This is a genomic window from Tomitella biformata AHU 1821, from assembly GCF_000524475.1.
Taxonomy (GTDB): Bacteria; Actinomycetota; Actinomycetes; order Mycobacteriales; family Mycobacteriaceae; genus Tomitella; species Tomitella biformata.
The window spans coordinates 82,370-105,522 of the sequence record NZ_BAVQ01000083.1 but is presented as its reverse complement, the minus strand read 5'-3'; the positions used below and the strand labels follow the sequence as shown (position 1 = coordinate 105,522).

Genomic DNA, 23,153 nt, shown 5'->3' with positions numbered 1-23,153 from the left:
ACGATCGCGGCCACCGGTCAAGCTGGGATCAGGACAGGTCAACCTGCAGGACGCGCGCGTCGAGCTGCGAGGTGATCGCTGCGACCTCGGCGTCGCCGACGACCTTGCTCACGCGCAGGATGACTGTGGCGCCCTCGCCCTCGGCGTCCTGGCTCAGCGCGGCGGCCTGGATGTCGATCTGCGCGCCGCCGAGGACGGTGCCCAGGGTGCCGAGCACACCGGGGCGGTCCGCGTAGTGCACGAGCAGGTTGTGGCCCTCTGCGCGCAGGTCGAAGCTGCGGCCGTTGATCCGGACGATCTTGTCGACCTGGTCCAGGCCGGTCAGCGCACCCACGACGGTGACGGCCTCGCCCTCCGCCGTGACCGCCTTGACCTCGACGGAGCTGCGATGCGTCGTGCTCTCCGTGTGGCTGGTGACGGCCACGGTGACGCCGCGCTGCTGCGCCATCTGCGGAGCGTTGACGAACGTGACCGGGTCATCGGTGATGGTGGAGAACATGCCGCGCAGGGCCGCCAGGCCAAGGATGTCGACGTTGGCCGCGGACAGCTCGCCGCGGGCCTCGACCTGCACGGTGGTGGGCACGCCCTCGGACAGCACACCGGCGAGCAGGCCGAGCTTGCGGACCAGCTCGAGCCACGGGGAGACCTCTTCGCCGACGGGGCCGCCGGAGACGTTGACCGCGTCGGGCACGAACTCGCCCGCGAGGGCCAGCAGCACGGACTTCGCGACATCGGTGCCGGCGCGGTCCTGTGCCTCGGACGTCGACGCGCCCAGGTGCGGGGTGACGACGACGTTGTCCAGCTCGAACAGGCGCGAGTCGGTGCAGGGCTCGGTGCTGAACACGTCGAGGCCGGCCGCGTGGACCTGGCCGGCGACGAGTGCGTTGTACAACGCGTCCTCGTCGATGAGGCCGCCGCGGGCCGCGTTGACGATGATGACGCCGGGCTTGGCCTTGGCGAGACGCTCGGCGTTGATCAGGCCGGCGGTCTCCTTGGTCTTGGGCAGGTGCACGGAGATGAAGTCGGCGCGCTCGACCAGCTCGTCAATGTCCACCAGCTCGATGCCCAGCTGCGCGGCGCGGGCGGCCGGCAGGTAGGGGTCGTACGCGATGATCTTGGTCTCGAACGCGGCCATACGCTGCGCGAACAGCTGGCCGATGCGGCCGAGGCCGACGACGCCGACGGTCTTGCCGAGGATCTCGGTGCCGTTGAACTTGGAGCGCTTCCAGGTGCTCTCACGCAGTGTCTTGTCGGCGGCGGGGACCTGGCGGGCGGCGGACATCAGCAGCGCGACGGCGTGCTCGGCAGCCGAGTGGATGTTGGAGGTCGGGGCGTTGACGACCATCACACCGCGCTCGGTGGCGGCGGGGATGTCGACGTTGTCCAGGCCGACGCCGGCGCGGCCGACGATCTTCAGCCGCGGCGCGACCGCGAGGACCTCGGCGTCGACGGTGGTCGCCGAGCGGACCAGGATCGCGTCGGCCTCGGGGACCGCCGCGAGCAGCGCCGCGCGGTCCGGGCCGTCCACCCAGCGGACCTCGACGTCGTTGCCCAACGCCTCGACAGTGGACTGGGCAAGCTTGTCGGCGATGAGAACAACGGGTAGGCCTGACTGACTCACTGGTGTGACTCCCCTGCGGTAGTGAAACGTGACGGACTTCGGACACGACAATTCCACGAGCCAGTTTAGAGGGGACCTATCGCGACGTCCGCGCCGCATCCTCGCGCTACCGCAATATGTGAATTCCGTGACACTCGTTTCTCCATTACACTTCACCCAGGCCTGTGTGTTCAGGCGATCAACAACGAGGGGAACGCACGTGTTGCGAAAGTTTGGAAGGGCTGGCCAGGCCGCGGCCGCGATTGCCGCGGCGGCAGTGGTGCTGACGGGGGTCGCCACCACCGCGAACGCGGCTCCGGAGAAGACACAAATCGGGGGCGGGTCCGGGATCATCCTGAATGGCAACACCGCGTGCTCTCTCACCACGATCGGCCATGACGACGCGAACCGTCTTGTCGGGATCACCGCCGGGCACTGCGGCGAGGTCGGCTCGCCGGTTGCCGCGGAGTACACGGGCGGCCACGATCAGATCGGCACCGTGGCAATGGTCGACCACAATCTCGACATCGCCGTGATCGAGTTCGACGCGAACAGGGTCCAGCCCGTGAACCGCGTGGGCAATGTCACCATCACCGAGGTCGGGCCGCCGGCGAACTTCCCGGACATCGCTTGCAAGGAGGGCCGGACCACCGGCAACACCTGCGGCATCGTCTGGGGCACCGATCCGAACTACGCCGAGACCTGGAACCAGATCTGCGTCAATGGCGGCGACTCGGGCGCGCCCGTCGTCGTGGGCAGCCGCCTCGTCGGCATGATCAACGCGTACATCTTCGTCCCGTGCATCGGCCCAGCCGTGGGCACCACGATGGATGCCACCCTCGCGTCCATTAACGCCCATGGCGGCGTCGGCGCCGGGTTCCGCGTCCACTAGGGCTGACCGCCCCGCACGCCAATGAGAACGCCCCCGGCCAATCGGCCGGGGGCGTTCTCATTGCTCAGGTGAAGATTTACGCGGTGTCGGTGAGCGGGCGGTCGACCCAGCTCATCAGGCTGCGCAGCTGCGAGCCGACGACCTCGATGGGGTGCTCGGCGTTGGCCTTGCGCAGTCCCTCGAGCTCGGTGTTGCCGTTCTCGACGTTGGCGACCAGGCGACGGGTGAACTCGCCGGACTGGATGTCGGCCAGGATCGCCTTCATGCGGTCCTTGGTGCCGGCGTCGATGACGCGCGGGCCGGAGATGTAGCCGCCGAACTCCGCGGTGTCGGACACCGAGTAGTTCATGCGCGCGATGCCGCCCTCGTACATGAGGTCCACGATCAGCTTCAGCTCGTGGAGGACCTCGAAGTAGGCCATCTCGGGGGCGTAGCCGGCCTCGACCATGACCTCGAAGCCCGTCTTGACGAGCTCCTCGGTGCCGCCGCACAGCACGGCCTGCTCGCCGAAGAGGTCCGTCTCGGTCTCTTCCTTGAACGTGGTCTTGATGACGCCCGCGCGGGTGCCGCCGATGCCCTTGGCGTAGGACAGGGCAAGTGCCTGGCCGTCACCCTTGGGGTCCTGGTCGATGGCGATCAGGGCGGGGACGCCCTTGCCGTCGACGAACTGGCGGCGCACGAGGTGGCCGGGGCCCTTCGGCGCGACCATGCCGACCACGACGTTGGCCGGAGCCTTGATCAGGTCGAAGTGGATGTTCAGGCCGTGGCCGAAGAACAGCGCGTCGCCGTCCTTCAGGTTGGGCTCGATGTCATTGGTGAAGATGGCGGCCTGCGCGGTGTCCGGCGCGAGCACCATGATCACGTCGGCCCACTCGCTGACCTCGGCCGGCGTGCCGACCGTCAGGCCCTGCTCCTCGGCCTTGGCCCGCGACTTGGAGCCGTCCTTCAGTCCGATGCGCACGTCGACGCCGGAGTCGCGCAGGCTCAGCGAATGCGCGTGGCCCTGGCTTCCGTAGCCGATGACCGCGACCTTGCGGCCCTGGATGATCGACAGATCAGCATCGTCGTCGTAGAAGATCTCGACAGCCACTGTATTTCCCTTCGGGGTTGGGGTTACTGCAGTTCTAGGGGTCTAGCGGTTCTTACAGCTCTAGCGGGTAGCCGTGATGGACTTCGGCCCGCGCCCGACGGCGACAACGCCAGACTGCACTATTTCACGGATGCCGTAATCGTCCAGCATGCGCATCAGCGCCTCCAGCTTGTCGCGGGTGCCGGTGGCCTCGATCGTCAACGCCTCCGGGGACGCGTCGATGACCTTCGCGCGGAAGAGCCCGACGGCCTCGATCACCTGCGAGCGCACCGTCGCATCCGCCCGCACCTTGATCAGCACCAGCTCGCGCGCCACGGAGTACGCGGGATCCTGCTCGACAATCTTGATGACGTTGACCAGCTTGTTCAGCTGCTTGGTCACCTGCTCGAGCGGGAAATCATGGACCGTCACGACGATCGTCATGCGGGAGATGCCGGGCACCTCGGTGGTGCCGACAGCCAGCGACGCGATGTTGTAGCCGCGGCGCGAGAACAGGGAGGAGACGCGGGCGAGGACGCCTGGCTTGTCCTCCACGAGCACGCTCAGGGTGTGGGTGGAGCTCACTTTCCGTTCTCCTCTGATTGCTGGACCGCCGATTGCTGGACCGCCGAGGTCAGCGCGGACTGCTCGGCCACTGCCTGCAACTCTGCGGCGATGGCGGGGCTGACAGCCGTCTCGTCGTCGTCGAACAGCGGGCGGATATCGCGCGCCGCCATGATTTCGTCGTTGCCGGTGCCCGACGCGACCATCGGCCACACCTGCGCGTCCGCGCCGACGATGAAGTCGATGACCACGGGGCGGTCGTTGATGGCGCGGGCCTCCGCGATCACCGCGGCGACGTCCTCCTCGCGCTCGCAACGCAGGCCGACACAGCCGAGCGCGTCGGCGAGCTTGACGAAGTCCGGGATCCGGCGCGAGTGCGTGGACAGGTCGGTGTTGGAGTAGCGCTCGCCGTAGAACAGCGTCTGCCACTGGCGCACCATGCCGAGGTTGCCGTTGTTGATGATGGCAACCTTGATCGGCACTCCCTCCAGCGCGGCGGTGGCCAGCTCCTGGTTGGTCATCTGGAAGCAGCCGTCGCCGTCGATGGCCCACACCTCGGTGTCCGGCGCGCCCATCTTGGCGCCGAGCGCGGCGGGGACCGCGTAGCCCATGGTGCCGAGGCCGCCCGAGTTCAGCCACGTGCGCGGCTTCTCGTACTGGACAAACTGCGCGGCCCACATCTGGTGTTGCCCGACGCCGGCGACGTAGACGGCGTCGGGGCCGGCCGCCTTGCTGATGGACTCGATGACGAACTCCGGCGACAGCGCACCGTCCGCTGGGCGGTCGTAGCTGAGCGGGAACCGATCGCGCAGGTCGTTCAGGTACGCCCACCACCTGGTCAGGTCCGGCGCCGGCGCGATGGCGCGCTCGCTGCGCACCGCCTCGATGAGCTCGGTGATGACCTCGCGGCAGTCCCCGACGATCGGGACGTCGACGGTGCGGTTCTTGCCGATCTCGGCGGGGTCGATGTCCGCGTGGATGATCTTCGCGTCGGGCGCGAACGAGTCGAGCTGGCCCGTGACGCGGTCGTCGAAGCGCGCGCCAAGCGTGATCAACAGATCGCTCTTCTGCAGGGCCGCGACGGCCGAGACCTTGCCGTGCATGCCGGGCATGCCGCAGTGCAGCTCGTGGCTGTCGGGGAACGCGCCGCGGGCCATCAGCGTGGTCACGACGGGGATGCCGGTCAGCTCGGCGAGCTCGAGCAGCTCTGCGGACGCGTTCGCCTTGATGACGCCGCCGCCGATGTACAGCACCGGCGAGGTCGCCTTGGCGATCAGGCGGGCGGCCTCACGGACCTGCTTTCCGTGCGGCTTGGACACGGGCCGGTAGCCGGGCAGGTTGAGCTCGGGCGGCCAGATGAACGTGGTCTGCGCCTGCAGGATGTCCTTGGGGATATCCACCAGCACCGCGCCGGGCCGGCCGGACTCGGCGAGGTAGAACGCCTCCGCCATGATCCGCGGGATGTCGGCGGCCTCGCTGATCAGGAAGTTGTGCTTGGTGATCGGCATCGTGATGCCGGAGATATCGGCCTCTTGGAAGCCGTCCGTGCCGATCAGCGCGCGCGCCACCTGGCCGGTGATCGCGACGATGGGGACCGAGTCCATCTGCGCGTCGGCCAGCGGGGTCACGAGGTTGGTGGCGCCGGGGCCGGAGGTGGCCATGCACACGCCGACCCTGCCGGTGACCTGCGCGTAGCCGGTGGCGGCGTGGCCAGCGCCCTGCTCATGGCGCACGAGGACGTGGCGGACGCGCTTCGAGTCGAACAGGGGGTCGTAGACCGGGAGGATCGCGCCGCCCGGGATACCGAAGACGATGTCCACGCCCAGCTCCTCGAGCGTGCGTACGACGGATTGCGCGCCCGTCACGGACTCGGGCGGAAGCTGGCGCCGGCTTGCGACGGCCGCCTCCACCGTGGTGATCTCACCGGCGGTCTCCCCGACAACGGTCGGGTCGTTAGCGCTGGTGGAAGAGGCCTTCCGCGGCTGCGGCTGAGGCCGTGCGGTTGGTGCGCTCACTGCAGGTTCCTCTGATCGGGTCTGCCCGGTGTGGGGACGGGGGCGGACGATGCTTGCTCTTGACTCTTTTTTGTGGTGACAACAAAAAACCCCCGCCAGCATGCTGCTGTACGAGGGTGCGCGTCGATGCCTGGAACGAGACGATGGTCGGCTCAGGCGTTGACGCGCCAGCCGATTACGAGGTGTTCATTGATCATCACGTGCTCGACCGTAGGCGTGCTGCAGGCGCGGAGTCAACTTGACGGCCGTGGCATCCCAGGATGTGGGATGGCTTGGCCGGATGCAAGGATGGTGATCGTGTCGACCTCGCGAGACTCTGCCTCAGATGCTACCCCGCCGCCCTCCCCCGCCCCGGACCCAGGCCAAGCGCCAGCCCAGGACCCGGCCCCGGCCGTGATCCGCATCCCCGTGACCGCCTATGTGGCCGTCGCGGTGCTGCTGATGATCCTCTCCATGCCGGCGCTCGCCTGGCCGCTGTATTGCGGGTGGATGCTCGTCATCCCCCTCCTGCTGATCTGGTGGGTGGCGCGCGTGCGGACCACCGTGACCGTGGACGAGATCCGTGTCCGCACCGCCACCGGCTCCGCCACCATCTCGTGGAGCCAGATCAAGGGCCTCTACTTCCCCACCCCCCGGCTGTTCGGCATCAGCTGGGCGCGGGCCGTGCTCGCCGACGAGTCCCGGGTGGCCCTGCCCGCCGTGACGTGGCAGCAGATCCCGGAGCTGTCCCGTGCGAGCCGGGGCAGGTTCCCCGACGTGACCGCTATCCCGCCCGCCGACTCCACTGAGTAATCTCGCTATCGGACCATTTCCCCTCTGTGTACTTTCGATAACTGATTGACGAGGTTTGCCATGCCACCGCTTCGCTCCAGGACCACCACCGTTGGACGCAACGCCGCCGGCGCCCGTGCGCTTTGGCGGGCCACCGGCATGACGGACTCCGACTTCGGCAAACCCATCGTGGCGATCGCCAACTCCTACACGCAGTTCGTCCCCGGCCATGTGCACCTCAAGGACGTCGGCGAGATCGTCGCCGAGGCCGTGCGCGCCGCTGGCGGCGTGCCGCGTGAGTTCCACACCATCGCCGTGGACGACGGCATCGCCATGGGCCACTCCGGCATGCTGTACTCGCTGCCCAGCCGCGAGATCATCGCCGACTCCGTCGAGTACATGGTCAACGCGCACACCGCCGACGCGCTGGTGTGCATCTCCAACTGCGACAAGATCACGCCCGGCATGCTCAACGCCGCGATGCGCCTGAACGTCCCCACGGTGTTCGTCTCCGGCGGGCCGATGGAGGCTGGCAAGGCCGTCGCCGTCGCCGGTGTCACCCAGGCCCCGACGGACCTGATCACCGCGATCTCGGCCAGCGCCAGCGAGGACGTCTCCGACGAGGACCTCGAGGCTGTCGAGTTGTCCGCGTGCCCCACCTGCGGCTCCTGCTCCGGCATGTTCACCGCCAACTCGATGAACTGCCTCACCGAGGCCCTCGGGCTCGCGCTGCCCGGCAACGGCTCCACCTTGGCCACCCACGAGGCGCGCCGCGACCTGTTCTCCCGCGCCGGCACCACCGTCGTCGAGGCGGCCCTGCGCTACTACCGCGAGGACGACGAGTCCGTGCTGCCGCGCAGCGTCGCGAGCCCGGCCGCGTTCCGCAACGCCGTGGCCCTCGACGTCGCGATGGGCGGGTCCACCAACACGGTGCTCCACGTCCTCGCCGCCGCGCAGGAGGGCGAGGTGGACTTCGACCTGGACACCATCGACGCCATCAGCCGCAAGGTGCCGTGCCTGTCGAAGGTCTCCCCCAACTCCGATTTCCACATGGAGGACGTGCACCGGGCTGGCGGCATCCCCGCGCTGCTCGGCGAACTCCGCCGCGGCGGGCTGATCGAGACCGACGTCTCCACTGTGCACACCAAGAGCTTCGACGACTGGCTCGACACCTGGGACATCCGCTCCGGCAAGGCCTCCGAGGAGGCCATCGAACTCTTCCATGCCGCTCCGGGCGGGGTTCGCACCACCGAGCCGTTCTCCACCGCCAACCGCTGGTCCGCGCTGGACACCGATGCTGCCGGCGGCTGCATTCGCGATATGGAGCACGCGTACACCGTCGAGGGCGGCCTCGTCGTGCTGCGCGGCAACATCGCCGTCGACGGCGCGGTGCTCAAGACCGCGGGCATCGACGAGGAGCTGTTCTCCTTCCAAGGCCCGGCCGTGGTGGTCGAGTCCCAAGAGGAGGCGGTCTCCATCATCTTGCAGAAGAAGATCAAGCCGGGCGACGTGATCGTCGTGCGCTACGAGGGCCCCAAGGGCGGGCCCGGCATGCAGGAGATGCTGCACCCCACCGCGTTCCTCAAGGGCTCCGGCCTGGGCAAGGTCTGCGCGCTGATCACGGACGGCCGCTTCTCCGGCGGCACCTCCGGGCTGTCGATCGGGCACATCTCGCCCGAGGCCGCGGCCGGCGGCGTGATCGGGCTCGTCGAGAACGGCGACCAGGTGCGCATCGACGTTGCCACCCGCACACTCGAGATCCTGGTCGACGACGCCGCGCTGGCCGAGCGCCGCGCCAAGATGGAGGCCTCCGAGCGTCCGTGGCAGCCCGTCGACCGCCGCCGCACCGTCACCACCGCGCTGCGCGCGTACGCCGCGCTGGCGACCTCCGCGGACAAGGGCGCCGTGCGCTACGTCCCGTGATCGTTAGCTGATCACTTAGCCGGGCCGAGAATGCGCAAATGCAGGGGAATCATCACGAAACCCCTGCATTTGCGCATTCTCGACCTCACACCGGAACGGCGCGGGCATCAGGTGAAGGGGTTCGCCCCGTTGAGCACCACCCAGGTCGCGACGCCCGCCGCGATGCCCAGCACCAGGAACGTCAGTGAGCCCCACAGGGGACGGTGCGTCCACCCGCGGTTCGCGTCGAGCGAGATCTTGCCGGCGCCGGTCAGGCACAGTCCCGCCGCGACCGCCAGCAGCATCGACTCGAACTCCACCCCGGGGTTGCCGCCCTGGTCGGTGAAGAATTGGAAGCCCGGGGCGCTGGCCTGCACCACGCACCAGGCGTTGATCAGCACCGCGGTGGCCGCGGCCGCCGCGACCGGCGTGAACAGTCCCAGCACCAGCAGCGCGCCGACGACCACCTCGGTGATCGGCCCGGCGAAGGACAGCTGCTGCGCGTAGTCGAAGCCCTGGCCGTTGAGGAAGGTCTCGAATGCGCCGCGCGACGGGCCGCCCCACCAGCCGGTGAGCTTCTGCAGGCCGTGGCCGAACAAGATCACGCCGAGGCCCACGCGGATCAGCAGTAGGCCGATCTCCAGCGTGCCCCGCTTGGCGGGCGCGTCGTCGGCGAGGTGCTCATCCATCGTGGCCGCCACATCCTGCGGCTCGCGTCGGGGCGCGCTCAACTCCTGATAGGTGGGGATGCGCTGCGTGGAGTTCTCGCCCACGGGGACATCTGTCTCGGTGCTCAGCACTCGCGCGCCGGCGACGGGGAACGCCTGGGTGGGGCTGCTGTCCGGCGGGAACTCGGTGTCCGCGGCCAAGGGGCGGGGCCGATCGCCCGCCACAGGGATGCGGGCGGTCGGCTCGTCGAAGGCGCTCGATCCGTGGTCGGGCTCGGGATTCGCATCCCCGGCCGGCCGTGGGTCGGGCGCCGCTGTCGCGTCGTCTGGGTTTCGCGGTGTTTCACTCACATGTCGAGGGTAATTGCCGGAGCTCCCAATGTCGGGCAATTGCCGCGCTGCCCGGCGAGCCACGCGCCTCGGTCACCTCCTGTGGCCGCCGGCACTCGCCATTCCGTAGTGTTGGCGGCTGTGGGGAACCAATTTTTCGTCAAGGGCGCGGTCGCCATCGCCGCGACGAGCCTGCTGCTGACCGGTTGCGCACGCTATGACCAGCCGACGTCCGCACCGTTTGCGCCGGTGCCGGAGCAGATCCCGATGGAGTCCGGCCCCCGCACCCCCACCCCTGAACCCCAGGACCCCAATCAGCCGCCCGGCGAGCCGCAGCCCCTGCCCGGCGCGTGCGGCGACCTGACCCCCGGTGTCATCGCCGGCTGTCTCGACACCACCGGCGACCTGGTGATGCTCCCAGGCGGCGAATCCGCCCTGGTCGCCGAGCGACTGACGGGCCGCATCCTCCGCGTCTCACCCGGCGCGGAGACCACGGAGTACGCCCGGGTTCCCGTGGAACCCGCGGGCGACGGCGGGCTCACCGGTATCGCGCTGTCCCCCACCTTCGAGGAGGACCAGCTGGTCTTCGCGTACATCACGACCCCCAGCGACAACCGCGTGGTGCGCGTCGCCCCTGGCGACTCGCCGAAAGAGATCTTCACCGGGATCCCCAAGGGGCCCACCGGAAATGCCGGCGCGATCGCGTTCGCCGCGCCGGATCAGCTGATGATCCTCACCGGCGACACCGGCAATCCCGCGGCGGCCAATGACCCCGGCTCCATGGCCGGCAAGCTGCTGCGGCTGAACTCAACGGAATCCGGCGCCCCCGCCCCGCAGCAGGTCTCAGCCGGGATGGGGTCCGCCGGCGGGTTGTGTCTGGACCCGCAGTCAGGCTCGATGTGGGTGACGGACCGCGCGCCCACGATGGACCGGCTGCAGATCGTGGTGCCCGACGGCACGTCCGCAACCCAGGTGTGGACGTGGGCGGACCAACCTGGCGTGGGCGGCTGCGCCGCGGCGGCGGAGACCGTCGTCGTGGCCCTGGACGGAGCCAAGGCACTCTCGGTCGTCGTCTCGGGTAGCGGTGGCGCTGTGCTCGGCGACCCGCAGCTGATCGCCCAGGACCTCTACGGCAGCTACGGCGCCGCGGCGTTCGCCGCCGACGGCACGGTGTGGGTCGCCACGGTCAACAAGTCTGGCCCCGAGGCCGCTCCCACCGACGACCGCGTCGTGCGGATCGAGGTCACCTCAGGAGTCGGCGGGCTCGTCTGATTTGCTCCGCCCCGCCACGATGCTCGCGATCAATGGGAGCACGAAGACGGTGATCGCGCCCGCCGCGACCAGAATCGAGGCGCTCGCGTTCGACATCTGCCCCGCGGTTACGGCCACGCCGGTGACCGCCACGATGATGGGCAACCCCGTGGTGGAGTACAGGGCCAGCTGTGCGCTGCCTGAGGTGGAGAACCGTTCCTCCCTCTTGTCGAAGCGTGCCGAGAGGAACACCGGCACCCCGCGCACGACGATCAGCAGCGCCAGGAACACCAGCAGCGCCAGCGGGTTCTCCACCACGCTGTGGACCTCGATCGCCATGCCGGAGACGACGAAGAAGATCGGGATCAGGAAGCCGAAGCCCAACCCCTCGAGCTTGGACTCCAACCGGTGGTCGCCGTCCGGGATGAGGCGGCGCAGGATGAATCCGGCCGCGAAGGCGCCCAGGATCACGTCCAGATCGAAGACCGCCGCGACGGTGACCAGGCTGACCAGCAGCAGCATCGTCAGCCGCATCGTCGTCTGGCCTGTGGAGTCCGCGCCGCCGCGAACCAGGTCCAGCAGCCGAGTGCCCTCGCGCAGCAGCCGCGTGGGCAGCATCCCCACAATCACCGCGACGAGAGCGAACACCGCCAGCACCAAGAGGGAGGCGAACGCTCCGCGCGCCCCCAGCAAGATGGCCATCGCCACGACGGGGCCCAGTTCGCCGAACGCGCCGTGGTTGAGAACCGCCTTGCCGACGCGCGTTGTCGTCAAGCCACGGTCCTTGAGGATCGGCAGCAACGTGCCCAACGCAGTGGACGTCAGCGCGATCGCGACGGCGATCTCGGCCAGGTGCAGACCCGCCGCGTTCAATGCGGCCACCACGCCGAAGGCGAGGCCCAGGCAAAGCAGCCAGGTGTACATCGCCCGCCGGCCGCCGCGGCCGGTCAACTCGGTTTTGTCCAGCTCATAGCCGGCCAGCAGAAACAACAGGCCGAGGCCGAGCTCGTTCAGCAGCTCAATCTCGCTGCCGGCCACCGCGAGGCCCAGGCCGAACGGTCCGATGGCAATGCCCGCGACCAGCAGCAGAACCACCTCGGGCAGCAGCCTATGCGGCAGCGCCCGCGCGATCAGGGGTGCCGCGGCGGCGACCAGGACTATCCAGAACAGAGAGGTTGCTACGGTCGCGGTCACCGGCTAGCGACTACTGCCCGCAGGCCGCGAGGACCAGTTCCTTGACGCGGGCCGGGTCGGCCTGGCCGCGGGTCGCCTTCATGACATCGCCGACGATCTTCCCAGCGGCCTGCACCTTGCCATCGCGGATCTTGTCCGCGATGTCCGGGTTGGCGGCCAGCGCGGCATCGATGGCACTCTGCAGCGCGGAGTCGTCACGGACGACCTCGAGGCCGCGGTCCGCCATCACCTTGGCGGGGTCCCCCTCGCCGGCGAGGACGCCGTCGACCACCTGGCGCGCCATCTTGTTGGTCAGTTTGCCCTCGTCGACCAGCTTCACGACGGCCGCCACCTCGGTGGGTGTGATCGGCAGGTCGGCAAGCTCGACCTCCCGAACCTTCGCCTGCTGGCTGAGGTAGGACACCCACCAGGAGCGCGCGGCGTCTGCGGAGACGCCCTGCTCGACGGTGGCGGCCACGAGGTCCATAGCCCCGGCGTTGATCAGGTCGCGCATCTCCTCGTCGGAGAGTTGCCAATCCTGCTGGATCCGGGCGCGGCGGATCCACGGCAGCTCGGGCAGCGTCTTGCGCAGCTCCTCGACCCAGGCGGCGTCGGGCGCGACGGGCTCGAGGTCGGGCTCTGGGAAGTAGCGGTAGTCCTCGGCCGTCTCTTTCTTGCGGCCCTGGCGGGTGCTGCCGTCGACCTCCTGGAAGTGCCGCGTCTCCTGGGTGACCTCGCCGCCTTCTGCGAGCACGACGGCCTGGCGGCGCATCTCGTAGCGGACAGCCACCTCGACGGACTTGAGGGAGTTCACGTTCTTGGTCTCGGTGCGGGTGCCGAACTCGGGTGCGCCCTTCTCCATGAGCGAGACGTTCGCGTCGCAGCGCATCGAGCCGTGGTCCATGCGGACGTCGGAGACGTCGAGCGCCTTGAGCAGATCGCGCAGTGCGGTCACATAGGCGCGGGCGATCTCTGGGGCGCGGTCACCGGTGTGCTCGATGGTCTTGGTGACGATCTCCACCAGCGGCACGCCGGCCCGGTTGTAGTCGATCAGCGAGTGGCTGGCGCCGTGGATGCGGCCCGTCGCGCCGCCCACGTGGGTGAGCTTGCCGGTGTCCTCCTCCATGTGCGCGCGCTCGATCTCCACGCGGAAGGTGCTGCCGTCGTCGAGCACCACGTCGAGGTAGCCCTCGGTGGCGATCGGCTCGTCGTACTGCGAGATCTGGTAGTTCTTCGGCTGGTCCGGGTAGAAGTAGTTCTTCCGGGCGAAGCGGCCCCACGGGGTGATGGTGCAGTTCAGCGCCAGGCCGATACGGATCGCGGACTCGACGGCCGCCTCGTTGACCACGGGCAGCGAGCCGGGCAGCGCCATGCACACGGGGCACACCTGCGAGTTCGGCTCCGCGCCGAACTCGTTGGCGCAGCCGCAGAACATCTTGGTGGCGGTGTTCAGCTCAACATGCACCTCCATGCCCAGCACGGGGTCGAAGCGCGCAACCACATCGTCGAAATCCATCAGGTCACCGGAGATGGCAGAAGTCATGGGCAACAGTCTATGCGGCCCACCGCGCACTGCCCTATGCCGACCCGAAAAGGCCCTCCAGACTGCCGAAGAGCGTACACAGCGAGCCGGTGCAGGTCTCGGGGCCGACGGGATCCGCCGGGGTGTACCGGATCACGATCGTCGGGGCCCGGTCCGCCGCGGCCAGCTCCACCGTGCCGCCCGCCGGTGCCAGGGACGAGCCGCCGCCGCCACCGCCGAAGTACGGGTGGGCAAGGGAACCCGAGCCGCCGCCGCCGCCGAAGAGGCCGCCGCCGCCCCCGCCGCCCTTGGGTAGGCCATCGACGCCGCCACCGCCCGCCCCGCCAATCCCCAACAGCCCGCTGCCGCCTAGGCCAATGCCGGCACCGGGCACGTCGCCCGCCTCGCCGCCGTCGGTCTCGCCGCCGGCGAGGCCGCCTTGGATATCTGCGCTTCCGTCCTTCTGCCCGCCCTGCCCCGCAGCGCCGCCAGGGCGATAGTTGCCCCCGCCACCGCCGCCGGCCGCGACCAGTTTGCGAGACTCCAGGCCCGCGCCGGTCCGCACATCCGAGGCGCCGCCACCGCCGCCGCCGCCCGACCAGGAGTCACTCTGTTCCGGCGGGGGCCCCACAATCGGACCGCCCCCGCCCAGCGCGCCGGCACCGCCGCCGTTCCAGCCGGCAGTGTGGTCGAGTTGTCCACCGCCGCTGCCGCCGACCAGGACCGCCAACTCGGATCCCCCAGCGACGGGCACAGTCCCTGTGACCACCGCGCCCGCCCCGCCCGACGCCGTCCTGGAGGAGGCGCCGTGCCCGCCGATCGCGGTCACCTCCAGCTCGCTCACGCCCGCCGGGACTACGAAGGTCTGCGCGGCGCCGGTGTAGTCGAACGTGCACTCCACAGCGCCGCCCGCCGAGATCTCCACGCAGTCGGCGGGCAGATCCGCCGCGCCGGCCGACCCGGGCAGCGCCAGCGCCGTCGCGCCGGCCAGCGCGACCCCCGCGAGGCCGGCCAGCGCCCGTCTCGCCATTGGACGTGGACCTGTCATGGTGATCGACCTGGACATCCGGTTCTCCCTGCGAGAGTCATCGCGCTCGACGCCACTCGCAGAGCCCTGCGGCAAATGCTGCCGGACGTCACGCCCTGGGCGTCCGTCTTTACCGCAGCCCATGGTCACAATTCGATAACGGGAGGCCTCAGCCGAAGAACGCCGCCGCCTCGTCGTAGCGCGCGGGCGGGACGCGGCGCAGCTCCCGGACAGCCTCGGACAGCGGGACCATCGCGATCTCCGTGCCCCGCAGCGCCACCATCTGCCCGAACTCGCCGCGGTGCACGGCCTCCGCGGCCCGGGCTCCCAGGCGGGTCGCCAGGATCCGATCGAAGGGGGTGGGCGTGCCGCCGCGCTGGACATAGCCGAGGACGGTCGTGCGGACCTCGGCGCCGGTCCGACGCTCGATCTGGGTGGCCATCTGGGCGGCGACGCCGGTGAACAGCTCGTGCCCGTACTCGTCGACCCCGCCGTCGCGGAGATCCATCGTGCCAGCGGCCGGGGCCGAACCCTCCGCGATGACCCCGATGACGTGCTTGTCGCCGCGCTCGAACCGGCTGCTGATCAGCGCGCAGATCTCCTCGATGTCGAACGGCCGTTCCGGCACGGCGATGAAGTGGGCGCCGGTCGCCATGCCGGCGTCCAGGGCGATCCAGCCGGCGTGCCGGCCCATCACCTCGACGAGCATCACCCGCCGATGGGACTCCGCGGTGGTGTGCAGGCGGTCGATCGCATCGGTCGCGATGGACACGGCGGTGTCGAAGCCGAAGGTGTAGTCGGTGCCGCCGATGTCGTTGTCGATGGTCTTCGGCACACCGACCACCGGCACGCCCTCGTCCGAGAGCCACTTGGCGGCGGTCAGCGTGCCCTCGCCGCCGATGGGGATCAGCGCGTCGATGCCGTTGTCGGCGAGGTTCTGGTGGATGGTGTCTAGTCCCGCGGTGAGCCGATCCGGGTTGACCCGCGCGGTGCCGAGGATGGTGCCGCCGCGGGAGAGGATCCGGTCCACCCGCGAGCCGCTGGCCATCTCGCGCCAACTGTTCTCCAGCAGCCCCCGCCAACCATCGTGGAACCCGACCACGCTAGAGCCGTGGCCGTCCAGGCAGGTGCGGACGATCGCGCGGATCGCCGCGTTGAGGCCGGGGCAGTCCCCGCCGCCGGTCAGAATTCCGATTCTCATGTATGTACCTACCCTTCCCTAGCCCGCTGTGACGACGCCGCTCTCATAGGCGAGCACCACGGCCTGCGCCCGGTCTCGCAATCCCAGCTTGGCGAGCACCTTCCCCACGTGGGTCTTTACGGTCTGCTCGGCGACGAAGAGCGTCTCGGCGATCTCCGCGTTGGAGAGCCCGCACGCGATGTGCTCGAGCACCTCCCGCTCCCGTGGCGTCAGGTCCGCCAGTCCCGGCGCCTCGGCGTCGACAACTGGGCGACGGCGGATGGTGTCGCTGATCAGCCGCCGGGTGATCGACGGTGCGAGCAGCGCGTCGCCGGCCGCGACCACCCGCACGGCGCGGACCAACTCCTCCGCGGGCGCGTCTTTGAGGAGGAATCCACTGGCTCCTACCCGTAGCGCCTCGTAGACGTAGTCGTCGATGTCGAAGGTGGTGAGCATCAGCACCCGCGGTCGTGGGGTGAGATTCGCGGCTAATATCTGCCGCGCCGCCTCGATCCCGTTGAGCTCCGGCATCCGCACGTCCATCAGAACGACGTCGGGCCGCAGGCGGCGTACCTCGGCGACCGCCGCCTTACCGTCCGGCGCATCGCCGATCACACTGATATCCGGCTGCGCCGCCAGTAGGGCACCGAAGCCCTGGCGCACCATGGCTTGATCGTCTGCGATGAAGACCGTGATGGCCGCTGAAGTCATAGGTCTGAGCCTAAGCCCCCGGCGACCAAGCCCACCTCCACCGGTAGCTCGGCCGTCACCAGGAAGCCGCCGTCATCGGTGGCCCCGGCGGTCAGGGTGCCCCCGACGGCCCCCGCCCGCTCCCGCATGCCGACGATCCCGTTGCCGCCGCTGACCTCCGCCGCCGCCTGCCCACCGGGCGGGGCCGCGTTGTGGACGGTCGCCGTGACGTGGTCCGCCGCCATCTCGACGAGCACCTCAACCTGCGCCGCGGGCGCGTGGCGGGTGGCATTCGCCAAGGACTCCTGCACGATGCGATAGAGCACCACCGCCGTCGCCATCCCCAGCCGGTCCGTCTGTCCCCGCACCTCCATCTGCACCGGCACCCCTGCCCGCGCGCTGCCCGCGACCAGCTCCGCCAGCTGCGCGATGCCCGGTTGTGGCTGGTGCTCCGCACCTTGGTCGTCGCTGCGCAGCACTCCGAGCATCACCCGCACCTCGTTGAGCGCCTCCCGCGCGGTGCCCGCAATCGAGTCGAACTCCGCGCGAGTCTCGGCCGTCAAGCCCGCCACCCGATAGGGCGCGGTCTGCGACTGCACCACGATGAGCGACATGTGATGGGCCACAACGTCATGCAAGTCCCGTGCGATGCGGGCACGCTCCTCCAGCGCAGTGCGCCGGGTGCGCTCCAACTCGCTGACGGCCTCCTCCCGCGCAAGCAGGCGCCGGGAGTCCCACAGCCGCCGCACCAGCAGCGTGAACGCGAGAATGCCGCCCAGGCCCACGATCCAGCCGATCCGGTCGCCCCCGGGCGCGAATATCGCGAACAGCGCGGCGGTGCCCATCCACACTTGCGCGATGCGGCCCGGCCGAGCCTGCAGGCCCACCGCGACGGCCAGGGCCAGCAGCACCAGGATGTGCACCACCTGCCAGGGCAGCCCCTCCCCCAGACCGTGCCCCAGCGTGCCGCGAAAGCCGATGGGGATCACCAGCGCCGCCAGCGCCGAGATCGACCAACCGAGCACCGGATTGGCCCGCGCCAGCAGAAATGGGAGCACAGCGAAGGCGGCCACCACGGGCTGCAGAGCCGCGTGGACCTGGTGGGTCAGTTGGAGCGTCGGCCAGGCGATGCTGAACAAGATTCCGGTCACCAGCACGATGAGAGCCGTCGTCCACCGGCCCTCGAGGTTGCGCCGGGACCAACCCCAGCCTGCGCGCCTCCACTCGGCCCGCGCGGCGCGGCGCGTCCGCTTGGCGGCTTTGTCGGTCGCCTTGGTGCCCTTCCGCGCCACCTTGGCTTCTTGCCTCGTCACGCGGGCCTGCGCGCGCGCTAGTTTGGCCTCGGCGCGGGTCGGCTTAATCTCGGTCACGACTCCACCCTACGAACCTGGACCCGTTTCGGCCTCACTCTGCGGGGGCGGGCAGGCATCCCTCTCAGGTATGACGACGTCGACCCACCCACACCAGCCGGCGACCTTCGATTAGGTCTCGCGCGGGATGTGGCCGACGGCGATGGGTTCATAATGTCGAGGGCATGCTGAACTCCCTGCGAAAACGCCGCAAGCCCCAGCGGAATCCCCGGCGTGTCCTGGCCCGGTCTGCGGCGATGATTGTCCTCGGCGGCACCGGGGTCGCGGTGACCACCTTCATGGGGCCGGCCATCGCCGATGCCAGCGCGACCACCCTCCCCGAGGACCCCACCGCGCGCGCCGCCGTCGTCGCGCTGCTGGACGCGTCGCCCGCCGAGGCCGCCGCGCAGATCCCCGCCGACTTCGCCGCAGTGATGGAGTACACCCCGGTGGTGGCGGACGGGATGCTTACCAATCCCGACGGCGGTTGCTCCTCGCCCGTGCCGCTGCCCTCCACATTCGATACCCCCTGCCGCGCACATGATCTCGGCTACGACCTACTGCGCCTCGCCGAGCTCTCCGGCGGGCCCCTTGGTCCGTGGGCGCGCCAGGACATCGACGCGCAGTTCGCTGACCGCCTGCACGGGCTCTGCGACAGCTCCGGCTGCGCGGCGATGGCCAACACCGCCGTCACCGCCGTCGACGTGAACTCGTGGCGCCAGCTGTATGCGGTGCCGGCCCGCGAGCCCATCGCGCTCTACGTGCTCGGCGGCGCCGGGTTGTCGACGCTCGCGCTGCTGCCCATCTCCCGCAAGCAAGCGCAGGCCATCTACTGATGCGCGCCCCCGCCATCGTCGGCGTCAGCCTTGGCGTTCTCGTCTCCCTCGCGCCCGGGTTGCTCCCCCGCGCGGCCGTCCTGCAAGGCGCGGCGACCGGCCTGCTGGCCGCCGGCGGACTGGTGCTCGGGATCGCGTGCGCGAGATGGCTCTCCCGGATCCGGCCCGCCGTGGCGTGGGCGCTCACCCTGCCCCTGCTCGTCGGCTCCCTGTTCTTGGCCACCGCGCATCAGAACCGAGTCCGGGCGTCGATGTCCATGCCCGGGCTCGACCTCGCCTATTGGCCGACCGCGCTGGGCATCGCGGCTGCCGTTCTCACTCTCCTAGTCGCCGTGGCCAGGCTGGTCCGCGTGGCCCATCGGCGGCTGGGATCCCCGCGGCTCGCGGCCGCGATCGTGCTGGCCGCGTCGCTCACCTACGTGGTGGCGCCGCCCGCCACGCAAGCCTGGCTAGAGAGCCGCGACCGCGCGCTGGAGCCTGGTGTGGCGCAGCCCCTCTCACGAATCCGCGCCGGGAGCCCCGACTCGCTGATCCGCTGGGACTCGATGGGCGTGCACGGGCGCAGGTTCGTCGCGGACACGTCGACGCCCTCGAGTGTGCGCGTCTACGTCGGGCTCGCGTCCGCGCCCAGCGTCGCCGCGCGGGCCGAGCTGGCCGCCGATGAGCTCGAGCGAGTGGGTGGGTTGGCCCGTTCCGCCGTGATCCTGTCCGTACCAACAGGTTCCGGCTGGATCGACGGCACTGCGGCGGCTGGTTTCGAGGAGCGCTTCGGCGGGGATGTGGCGATCGTCGGGATCCAATACGCGCGCGCTCCTAGCTGGGTCGGCTACCTCTTCGATCCCGATGCCGCGGCGGAGAGCGCCCAGGCTCTGTACGACGCCGTCGCCGGCAAGCTCGCCGCCCTCGACCCCGCTGTCCGGCCCCCGCTGTATCTGTACGGGCAGTCGCTGGGAGCCCTCGGCGCGACCGCCGTGCGAGAATCCAGTGCCTCCCAACCGATTTGCGGCGTCCTTGCCGTCGGCCCACCGCCCGGGGCCGGCCCTCCAGAGGTGGTGACCCTGGCCAACGCGTCAGACTCGGTGGCGCGCTGGTCCCCACGCTTGCTGGTCGAGCCCGCACTCGAGGGCCCATGGCTGCCGGTGGTCACCTTCCTGCAGACCAGCGTCGACGTGCTGGGCGCGCTGGGGCTCGAGCCCGGCAACGGGCACGTCTACGGGGAGGAGCAGGCGCTCGCGTTGCCGACGTGTCCGCTACCGGATCCCCGTCCACTCGTCGAGAACGCGACTGGGGATGAGAACCTGCTGGCCGCCCGCGGAGACACCCAGTATTAGTTGCAGAGGGGGCCGCCGAAGTTCGACAGGCTGCCGGCGAGCATGCACAGCGAGCCGGTGCAGTAGGTGTAGTTGATCACGACGTGTGGGGTCTGGCCCTCGACCGCTAGCGACTCCGAGCCGCCCTCAGGAACCAGGGAGGAGCCGCCGCCACCGCCACCGTCGTAGTCCTTCTCGGTATTGAACGAACCCCCGCCGCCACCGCCGTAGTATCCGCCAGCGCCGCCACCGCCGTTGTAGTAGCCGCCGTGCCCGCCGAGGCCGAACACTCCGTCCGCACCGACCTCGAGGTCCCCGCCCCCCACGCCGCCCACAGAATCCGTGCCCGGTTGCCCGGCCCCGGCCCCGCCGCCAGGTTGTCCGGCGTCACCGCCAGCCCGGTATCGCCCATGCCCACCGCCACCGGCTGCAACGATCGATCTGCTGGACAGTGACTCATCGAGGCGAATATCCGAGGCTCCGCCCCCGCCACCCATGTCATCCGAATCACCGCCACCGTTGAACCCGCCCGTCTTATCGGATCCGTTGCCGCCGACATACACCAGCAAGTCTGTATTCGGCGTGACTGTAAGAGCCCCAGTGACCTGCGCGCCCATACCCCCCGCGCCATACTCTGAATCGGCCCCGGTGGAGTCGAACGTGCAACTGACCGTCGTCGCCGCGAATGGCGGGGTGTATTCAATGCAATTATCCGGCAGCGGGGCCGCACCCGCCGCCCCCGGCAGGACCACCGCTGCGGCGCCCGCCAACGCGCACCCCGCCAAGCCCGTGCCCGCCCGCCGCGCAATGCTCGCGGTTGATCGTCCTCTACTCATCGTCCTGTCCCTTCCTGGGATTGATCTGACGCGCTCACCGTGCGCCGGAATACTTGCGGAGACATCCGCCAAATGACGCAGTTCGGGTCACGATCAGATAACAGTCAAGGACACAGGCTAGATAGACAACGGCGGGCCGGGGCTGTGAAAGCCCCGGCCCGCCGTTGATCGCGTTCTAGAGAGCAGCCGTCGGCAGCTCTCCGCGGGCGGCCTCGTACGCCGCGCCAACCCGGTAGAGTCGCTCGTCGGCCAGGGCCGGGGCCATGATCTGCAGGCCGACGGGCAAGCCGTCCTCCGCGGACAGGCCCGAGGGGACGGAAATCGCGCAGTGGCCGGCGAGGTTGGTCGGCAGCGTGCACATGTCCGAGAGGTACATCGCGAGCGGGTCGTCGAGCTTCTCGCCGAGCTTCCACGGCGTGACGGGGCTCGTCGGCGAGACGAGGACGTCCGCCTGCTCGTAGGCCTTCGCGAAGTCCTGCGCAATCAGCGCGCGCACCTTCAGCGCCTGCCCGTAGTACTCGTCGTAGTAGCCTGCCGAAAGCGCATAGGTGCCAATCATGATGCGGCGCTTGACCTCGTCGCCAAAACCGGCGGCGCGGGAGGCCATCATGACCTGCTGCGCGCTGTGGTTGCCGTCGTCCTTGACGCGCAGCCCGTAGCGCATCGAGTCGAAGCGGGCCAGGTTCGAGGACACCTCGCTGGGCATCACCAGGTAGTACGCGGCGACGGCGTGCTCGAAGCTGGGGCAGGAGACCTCCACGACCTCCGCGCCGAGCGCCGTCAACTGCGCCACTGCGGCGTCGAAGGAGCCGCGCACGCCGGAGTTGTAGCTGTCGGAGTAGAGCTCCTTGACGATGCCGACGCGTACGCCCTTGAGGTCGCCCGTCGCGCCCGCGCGGGCGGCCGCCACCATCGGGCGGACCGGGGTGTCGATGGACGTCGAGTCACGGGGGTCGTAGCCGGCGATGACCTCGTGCAGCAGCGCCGTGTCGAGCACCGAGCGGGCGCAGGGCCCGGCCTGGTCCAGAGAGGACGCCGCGGCGATGATGCCGTACCGCGAAATGGTGCCGTAGGTGGGCTTGACGCCGACAGTCGATGTGCAGGCCGCGGGCTGGCGGATTGAGCCGCCGGTGTCGGTGCCGATGCTCAGCGGGGCCTCGAACGCCGCGAGGGCGGCCGCCGAGCCGCCGCCGGAGCCGCCGGGGATCCGGTCGGTGTCCCACGGGTTGCGTGTCGGACCGTAGGCGGAGTTCTCCGTCGAGGAGCCCATCGCGAACTCGTCCATGTTGGTCTTGCCCAGGATCGGGATGCCGGCGGCACGCAGCTTCGTCACCAGCGTCGCGTCGTACGGCGCCACCCAGCCCTCGAGGATCTTCGAGGCGGCCGTCGTCGGCATGTCCGTCGTGACGAGAATGTCCTTGAGCCCCAACGGGACTCCGGCCAGCGCCGAGGCGGGCGCGTCGCCGGCCCCGAGGGCGTCGTCCACGGCCTGCGCGGCGGACAGCGCGCTCTCATGTGCGACGTGCAGGAACGCGTTGACAGTCCCGTCCACGGCGCCGATGCGGTCCAGGTGCGCCTGGGTGACCTCTACGGAGGACACCTCACGGGCGTGGATCTTCTCGGCCAGCTCGGCTGCGCCAAGGCGGGTCAGGTCGGTCACTGCTCTTCTCCCAGGATCTGCGGGGCGACGAAACGGGTGTCTTCGGTGGCAGGCGCGCCGGCGAGGGCCTGCGCGGGGGTCAGCCCGGGGACGACGACGTCGGGGCGCACCACATTCACCACGCCAGTGAGATTCGCCATGGCGGGCACGTCGTCGGTGTTCACCTCGGAGACGGTCTTGACGAAGCCGAGGATCGTGTCCAGCTGCGCGGCGAACTCATCGAGCTCCGCCTCCGTCACATCGAGATGCGAGAGTCGAGCGAGGTGAGCGACCTCGTCCCTGGAGATGTCAGGCACCGAGTGCCCCTTTCCGGCCGCGTGACGCGGCCTGGGTGGTACTGCCTTGTTTACTGCTTAAGTCAGCCGCCGCGGCCCAATCAGCGCGCGGCATCGCCCTCAACCCTAAAGGCTCCCGCACGATCACCGTTAGCCAGGATGCCCGCCATCGGCACGCCGACACGTGTGGCGCCCCGGTGACACAATGGTCTCGACGGGGCGCAGAGCCCTCG

At 69.7% G+C, this 23,153-nt stretch carries 20 protein-coding genes; 6 read left to right on the top strand and 14 right to left on the bottom strand.

The window, feature by feature from the left end; genetic code table 11:
* Positions 1-28: 28 nt before the first annotated feature.
* Positions 29-1,621 carry a phosphoglycerate dehydrogenase gene (gene serA, locus TBIF_RS20700; protein WP_024796651.1) on the bottom strand — a complete coding sequence of 531 codons (1,593 nt, stop codon included), beginning with the start codon at positions 1,619-1,621 and terminating at the stop codon, positions 29-31.
* Positions 1,622-1,820: 199 nt separating this feature from the next.
* Here serA and TBIF_RS20695 point away from each other — a divergent pair, with 199 nt between their 5' ends.
* Entirely contained in the window at positions 1,821-2,492 is a 672-nt protein-coding gene (locus tag TBIF_RS20695; RefSeq protein ID WP_024796650.1) for a chymotrypsin family serine protease, read from the top strand.
* Between the two features lie 76 nt (positions 2,493-2,568).
* On the opposite strand, the gene ilvC is transcribed toward TBIF_RS20695, so the two are convergent.
* From ilvC to TBIF_RS20680, 3 genes are read right to left on the bottom strand one after another with little or no spacing between them, the layout of a single operon-like run.
* The gene (gene ilvC, locus TBIF_RS20690) at positions 2,569-3,582 is read right to left on the bottom strand and encodes a ketol-acid reductoisomerase (protein ID WP_024796649.1); all 1,014 of its coding nucleotides are present in this window, start codon (positions 3,580-3,582) and stop codon (positions 2,569-2,571) included.
* A gap of 60 nt (positions 3,583-3,642) precedes the next feature.
* Entirely contained in the window at positions 3,643-4,146 is a 504-nt protein-coding gene (gene ilvN, locus TBIF_RS20685) for an acetolactate synthase small subunit (protein ID WP_024796648.1), read from the bottom strand.
* Positions 4,143-6,140 (bottom strand): acetolactate synthase large subunit, encoded by a 1,998-nt coding sequence (locus TBIF_RS20680; RefSeq protein ID WP_024796647.1) that lies wholly within the window; start codon positions 6,138-6,140, stop codon positions 4,143-4,145. Before TBIF_RS20680 ends, ilvN begins: the two co-directional genes overlap by 4 nt.
* A gap of 297 nt (positions 6,141-6,437) precedes the next feature.
* On the opposite strand from TBIF_RS20680, the gene TBIF_RS25105 reads away from it, so the two are divergent.
* Together TBIF_RS25105 and ilvD are read left to right on the top strand one after the other, a co-directional pair.
* Positions 6,438-6,932, top strand: coding sequence for a PH domain-containing protein (locus tag TBIF_RS25105; protein ID WP_158506379.1), 495 nt, complete (start codon positions 6,438-6,440; stop codon positions 6,930-6,932).
* Positions 6,933-6,992: 60 nt separating this feature from the next.
* Complete coding sequence (gene ilvD / locus TBIF_RS20670) at positions 6,993-8,834, top strand: dihydroxy-acid dehydratase (protein ID WP_024796645.1); 1,842 nt, start codon at positions 6,993-6,995, stop codon at positions 8,832-8,834.
* Positions 8,835-8,941: 107 nt separating this feature from the next.
* Here ilvD and TBIF_RS20665 read toward each other — a convergent pair whose 3' ends face one another.
* Positions 8,942-9,832 carry a DoxX family protein gene (locus TBIF_RS20665; RefSeq protein WP_148302352.1) on the bottom strand — a complete coding sequence of 297 codons (891 nt, stop codon included), beginning with the start codon at positions 9,830-9,832 and terminating at the stop codon, positions 8,942-8,944.
* Between the two features lie 120 nt (positions 9,833-9,952).
* Here TBIF_RS20665 and TBIF_RS20660 point away from each other — a divergent pair, with 120 nt between their 5' ends.
* A complete protein-coding gene (locus TBIF_RS20660) occupies positions 9,953-11,083 on the top strand; it encodes a PQQ-dependent sugar dehydrogenase (protein WP_024796643.1) in 1,131 nt (376 codons plus the stop codon).
* On the opposite strand, the gene TBIF_RS20655 is transcribed toward TBIF_RS20660, so the two are convergent.
* The 6 genes from TBIF_RS20655 to TBIF_RS24125 form a co-directional block, all read right to left on the bottom strand.
* Entirely contained in the window at positions 11,060-12,256 is a 1,197-nt protein-coding gene (locus TBIF_RS20655) for a cation:proton antiporter (RefSeq protein ID WP_024796642.1), read from the bottom strand. The genes TBIF_RS20660 and TBIF_RS20655 overlap by 24 nt on opposite strands.
* Before the next feature lie 10 nt (positions 12,257-12,266).
* Positions 12,267-13,778 carry an Asp-tRNA(Asn)/Glu-tRNA(Gln) amidotransferase subunit GatB gene (gene gatB, locus TBIF_RS20650; protein WP_024796641.1) on the bottom strand — a complete coding sequence of 504 codons (1,512 nt, stop codon included), beginning with the start codon at positions 13,776-13,778 and terminating at the stop codon, positions 12,267-12,269.
* Between the two features lie 34 nt (positions 13,779-13,812).
* Positions 13,813-14,787: a glycine-rich protein gene (locus TBIF_RS20645; RefSeq protein WP_024796640.1), complete on the bottom strand. Its 975-nt coding sequence runs from the start codon at positions 14,785-14,787 to the stop codon at positions 13,813-13,815.
* A 166-nt stretch (positions 14,788-14,953) separates the two neighbouring features.
* Positions 14,954-15,985: an ATP-dependent 6-phosphofructokinase gene (locus TBIF_RS20640; protein ID WP_024796639.1), complete on the bottom strand. Its 1,032-nt coding sequence runs from the start codon at positions 15,983-15,985 to the stop codon at positions 14,954-14,956.
* An 18-nt stretch (positions 15,986-16,003) separates the two neighbouring features.
* The gene (locus TBIF_RS20635; RefSeq protein WP_038172180.1) at positions 16,004-16,675 is read right to left on the bottom strand and encodes a response regulator; all 672 of its coding nucleotides are present in this window, start codon (positions 16,673-16,675) and stop codon (positions 16,004-16,006) included.
* Entirely contained in the window at positions 16,672-17,814 is a 1,143-nt protein-coding gene (locus TBIF_RS24125) for a sensor histidine kinase (protein WP_051461701.1), read from the bottom strand. The genes TBIF_RS20635 and TBIF_RS24125 overlap by 4 nt, the downstream gene beginning before the upstream one ends.
* A 374-nt stretch (positions 17,815-18,188) precedes the next feature.
* On the opposite strand from TBIF_RS24125, the gene TBIF_RS24120 reads away from it, so the two are divergent.
* Together TBIF_RS24120 and TBIF_RS20620 are read left to right on the top strand one after the other, a co-directional pair.
* Positions 18,189-18,839: a hypothetical protein gene (locus tag TBIF_RS24120; RefSeq protein WP_024796636.1), complete on the top strand. Its 651-nt coding sequence runs from the start codon at positions 18,189-18,191 to the stop codon at positions 18,837-18,839.
* The gene (locus TBIF_RS20620; RefSeq protein WP_024796635.1) at positions 18,839-20,170 is read left to right on the top strand and encodes an alpha/beta-hydrolase family protein; all 1,332 of its coding nucleotides are present in this window, start codon (positions 18,839-18,841) and stop codon (positions 20,168-20,170) included. Before TBIF_RS24120 ends, TBIF_RS20620 begins: the two co-directional genes overlap by 1 nt.
* Here the strand turns inward: TBIF_RS20620 and TBIF_RS25100 are convergent.
* The 3 genes from TBIF_RS25100 to gatC form a co-directional block, all read right to left on the bottom strand.
* A complete protein-coding gene (locus TBIF_RS25100) occupies positions 20,167-20,985 on the bottom strand; it encodes a glycine-rich protein (protein WP_084611820.1) in 819 nt (272 codons plus the stop codon). The two genes, TBIF_RS20620 and TBIF_RS25100, sit on opposite strands and share 4 nt — an antisense overlap.
* A 175-nt stretch (positions 20,986-21,160) precedes the next feature.
* Positions 21,161-22,645: an Asp-tRNA(Asn)/Glu-tRNA(Gln) amidotransferase subunit GatA gene (gatA, locus tag TBIF_RS20610; RefSeq protein ID WP_024796633.1), complete on the bottom strand. Its 1,485-nt coding sequence runs from the start codon at positions 22,643-22,645 to the stop codon at positions 21,161-21,163.
* Complete coding sequence (gene gatC / locus TBIF_RS20605) at positions 22,642-22,941, bottom strand: Asp-tRNA(Asn)/Glu-tRNA(Gln) amidotransferase subunit GatC (RefSeq protein WP_024796632.1); 300 nt, start codon at positions 22,939-22,941, stop codon at positions 22,642-22,644. The genes gatA and gatC overlap by 4 nt, the downstream gene beginning before the upstream one ends.
* Between the last annotated feature and the right edge of the window lie 212 nt (positions 22,942-23,153).